Raw genomic sequence first — 4,507 nt, 5'->3', positions numbered from 1 at the left:
TATTTTCTGTTAGTTATTTTGTCTTTTTCAGGAATAGTAAGTTCCAGATTTGAAGATGTATGCGAATATTTTTTATACTTGTTAATTAGTTAATTAATATTAGCAAAACATCATTTATAAGTGTTTCTCAAATCAATTAATGATATAAAAACATTAAAAAATGCATCATCTATTGCGATATCAACAAACAACATCAGTGATAGTTGCGTTTACCTAAATAAATGATTGATGAATTAGGATTTTGGATGATGCTCAAATTTCTTTTTTCGATGCCTACTAATTACCAATGCCTAATTAAAACTAACTTATTAGTTTGGTCTAGCTACAGCTATAATCTAAAAGTGTTTTTCTGAGCCTGATGTATTCAATGACGCAGTATAAAAAAAATAGTTGCAAGGTTGATGGGAAATTTTAATTGGATATTGGGCATTGGATATTGGGCATTGGATATTGAGAATTACCTATTCCCCTCAAAATTAAAGCGACGCTCCAATCAAGGGCATCGCATTTGGGGGATGTTAAAAAGTTACAGTCTCAAAATCTAAGTCTCAAAGAGTATTAGTATCCGTAATTGTTGGAGTTGTAGTAGTAATCCTTATTGCGATTCATCGATATAGTTAAGGGTGAATCTAAACGCAGGTTTAAATCCCGATCCGTATAAATCGCAATTAAATTTGCTTCTTTACCACCTTTGATGACACGGTAGATACTACCAGCAGCACCACCAATTAATAACTCACCTGCTCCAACCTTTTTGTCCCCGGTTAAAAGTCCAATGACTGCTCCTGCTGCTGCCCCATAACCAGCATCACGGAGAATTTCACCTGTTTGTGGTCCCTTTTTGACTTTTTCTGTACGGGTAATGATATCAGAGGATGCATCGATTCTCTGGGTTTCACCGTTCGGTAATACTATCTCTCTAGCAATAAATTGTGTCCCTTGTACATCTTTAGAGTCACGGGAATCGCGAGAGTTCCAGGAATCGCGTCTTTTTACGGGTACAAATTCACCTTTGATTTTACTATCACGGGGAATTAAGATGTTTCCACCATTACCATCAACGAGGTTTTGAGAAACTACCAGTGTCACTTTCATTGTTTCACCTGGGACTAGGTAAATTTTCTCTTTATTGTATTTGGTAGGGATTCTTGCACCTCTGCTAATTGTAATATCGCGGCTATTATTTACACCGTTTCTTGGTTGCCCAATGCTATATTGAGCATTTGCAGGTGAAAGTACAAATATTGGTGCAACTGTGCCTGTTGTAATTGCCATAGCCATCATGGCAACTGCACCAGATTTCCAACGGTAAATAGATTTCATAATTGCTTCCTTTTGCGTCTCCAGTTATTTTTACTGACGTGAAGTTACTTAGTTTGTTTCTAATTTGTTTTAGATTTGTTTTAGATTTGTTTTAGATTTGTTTTGACTTTGTTTTTACCTATCTTGCGGAGTATTTAGTTAGATGAGTGGTGGTTGATGTATAGAGATATTGGATTTACTGACTTAATAACCAGAAAGAACGCTTCGCGAACGGGATATCTTGCCCGCTATTGTCAGCAGGAAGCATCTTCCTCGCACTACCTTTAAAAATAAAATAGATGGGGTTTAGTTAGGTAATTAACTGAATCATCTAAGAGCATGTTTGAAAAGTTTGGGAAGGTATAATTTGTCATTCTGAGTGGAGCTTTGCGGAACTTACTCCGAAACGGAGAAGCAAGCTACAGCATGACATAGAAGAAGACTTTTCAAACAACCTCTAAGAGCGATAAGCATAGCTCAATGCCGGAGACATATCGCACTTTTAAATTTGAGTTGCTTTACCCAATTAGATATGACACCAAGTGTCAGCCAAGACGCTCACTGTAAATATTTGTTCCAACTCTCTTTTTTTTGTTTTTATAATCTGTGTCGAATGACTTATGTCTATATAAACAGAGGCTAATTTGATTGAATGCTCTTACTTCTATTGTAGTTCTAAATTCCAAATTCCTATTCAATTTTATGTAAGACAAGACGCTTTTATGGAAAACAAGATGCTCCGATGGAGCGTCTCTACTGCGATCGCATTGGCATTAGGGTTATCTCAGTATCTTGTTATTATTGCATTTCTAAGCACTAAGTATTCTCTAGGTTCGGTCATTAGCATTTTGAATGTAGTGCGAAAAAATATTATTGATGCTGCAAGCGAATGGCAAAATCATTTTGTTTGGGGTTGAAATTACGATTTCTTTGTTTTGCCAAAAACAGATGCATTATTTTTAATCTAAGCCTCCGGCAAGCTTGACGGGTTGGTAGTTGGCAAAATTTATTTTTTGCCTCACAAAGCAAAAAAGTTGTCTATTAGGAAGAATTTTGTTCTCTTGAATGTAAACAATTGTAAAAATGCAGTAATAAGGACTAGAAACCAGCTTTTTAGATAGCTACACTAACAACAAGTGTATGTTTGTTCTAGTCAAGAAAAATTAAAGTCAATCTGAAAAAAGAAGGTCTGGCGCAAAAGCCTCGATGATTCCAGTAAAACTGACTCTGAAAAATTTCCTTAGCTACCGTGATTCCATATTGGATTTTCGCGGTTTGCATACGGCGTGTATTTGTGGTTCAAATGGCGCTGGAAAATCTTCGCTCCTGGAAGCTATCACCTGGGCAGTATGGGGTGAAAGTCGCGCTGCGGCTGAAGATGATGTGATTCATACTGGCTCGAAAGATGTACGGGTTGATTTTGTTTTTCAAGCAAATGGGCAAGTTTATCGAGTAATTCGCACTCGTAACCGAGGTGGAACTGGTGGTTTAGAGCTTCAAGTCGAAACACCAAGTGGTTTTAAGGCTTTGACGGGTAAAGGCATTAGGGCAACCCAGGATTTGATTTTAGAGCATGTCAAGCTTGATTATGATACTTTTATCAATTCGGCTTATTTGCGTCAAGGACGGGCTGATGAGTTCATGCTCAAACGTCCAGCAGAGCGTAAGCAGATTTTAGCGGAATTATTAAAGTTAAATCAATACGATCGCTTGGAGGAACGAGCTAAGGAGTTATCGCGACAATTAAAGGCTAGGGGAGAGGAGATTGAGCGTTCTTTGGATGGAATTAAGGGGCAATTGCAACAGCGAGAAACTATTACCCAACAGCGAACCGATTTAGAAAACGAACTTAATCAACTTCAGCAAGCACAACAATTTGAAAATATTAAATTACAAAGTTTACAGGTTGTGCAGCACCAGAGGCAAAATTGGGAGGAACAACTAGGCTTTGTCAGGCAACAGTTTACCAATTTGACCCAAGATTGCGATCGCTTGGAAAAGGAAAAGTTAAATATCAGCAGTCAGTTGGTTAATTTGCAGCAGTTATTAGGGAAAACTGCGGAAATTCAAGCTGGATATCAGCAATATCAAAATCTCCAAACACAGGAAGAAGCCTATTCTGCGAAATTTCAAGCGTTCAACCATGCTCAACAACAACGACAGCAGCAGCAACAGCAACTCAACAAGCAGATTCAAGCTTTAGAAAGACAATTGCAGCAAGTTCAGGCACAATTGGAAGCATTGTTGCAACAAGAGCGAGATATTCAGCAAACCCTGGGAAAATCGGGGGAAGTGGAAGTTGCTTTAAAACAACTGGCAGCAGCAAGGCAAAGATTACAGTATCTCGACGATTTGCAAATGCAGGTTTCCCCAGCATTACTGCAACGTCAACAATTACAAACCCAAATCGATCGGGTACAGGCAAATTTAGTTGCTCGACTCGAACAAATAGTAACTAACGAAAATCAACTCCAACGCACTTCCAAACGGCAACCGCAAATTCAACAAGCGGTTTTAGCTGTGGCAATGCAAATCGAAGAACTAGAAAAAACGAAAGTTTATTTACAGCGAGTTCAAGAAAAAGGGCAGGAACGAAGACACTTTATTGAACGTTTACAAGCACAACAACGGGAATATGAGCGACTCTTGGGGGAACTCGAACAAAAGTTGCAAATGTTACAAACTCCCAATGCCGTATGTCCTTTGTGCGAACGTCCTTTGGAAGAACATGACTGGAACCGGGTTGTAAATAAAACCGAGTCTGAATATAAAGATACTGAGGGACAACTTTGGGTATTCCGCGAGCAAATGGCTGTATCTGACCGAGAAATTCAGGTTTTACGGCAGGAATATCGTGATATTTCCCAAAAATTATCCCCCTATGATACCTTACGGGAACAAAGGGGACAATTAGCGGCACAATTGGAATCTAGCAGCGATGCAGGGGTAGAATTACACAATATTGCTACCGAGAAGGAAAAATTAGAGCGAGCATTACATTTAGGTGATTACGCACCAGACAAACAAGCCGAATTACGTCAACTTGACGAATATCTCCAAAATTTAAATTACAACGAAAAAGACCACGCTTTAGCAAGGAATGAAGTCGAACGCTGGAGATGGGCAGAAATTAAACAAGCACAAATCAAAGATGCAGCCAAAAATCAAGCGAGACTACAACAACGTAAACCCGAACTCGAAGCCC

3 protein-coding genes are annotated in these 4,507 nt (G+C 38.7%); 2 read left to right on the top strand and 1 reads right to left on the bottom strand.

The features are described 5' to 3' along the window. Nucleotides 1–558: 558 nt before the first annotated feature. Nucleotides 559–1,323 (bottom strand): conjugal transfer protein TrbI, encoded by a 765-nt coding sequence (locus tag CK510_RS26785; protein ID WP_095724561.1) that lies wholly within the window; start codon nucleotides 1,321–1,323, stop codon nucleotides 559–561. A gap of 713 nt (nucleotides 1,324–2,036) precedes the next feature. Between CK510_RS26785 and CK510_RS26780 the strand changes: the two genes are divergently transcribed. Further along, the gene (locus CK510_RS26780; protein ID WP_095724560.1) at nucleotides 2,037–2,219 is read left to right on the top strand and encodes a hypothetical protein; all 183 of its coding nucleotides are present in this window, start codon (nucleotides 2,037–2,039) and stop codon (nucleotides 2,217–2,219) included. A 289-nt stretch (nucleotides 2,220–2,508) separates the two neighbouring features. After that, a partial coding sequence (locus CK510_RS26775; RefSeq protein WP_095724559.1) for an AAA family ATPase occupies nucleotides 2,509–4,507 on the top strand: 1,999 nt, incomplete at its 3' end.

The organism is Brunnivagina elsteri CCALA 953, assembly GCF_002289455.1.
Classification (GTDB): domain Bacteria; phylum Cyanobacteriota; class Cyanobacteriia; order Cyanobacteriales; family Nostocaceae; genus Brunnivagina; species Brunnivagina elsteri.
Note: the sequence above shows the minus strand (reverse complement) of the source record. Positions and strands in the feature narration are given on the sequence as shown.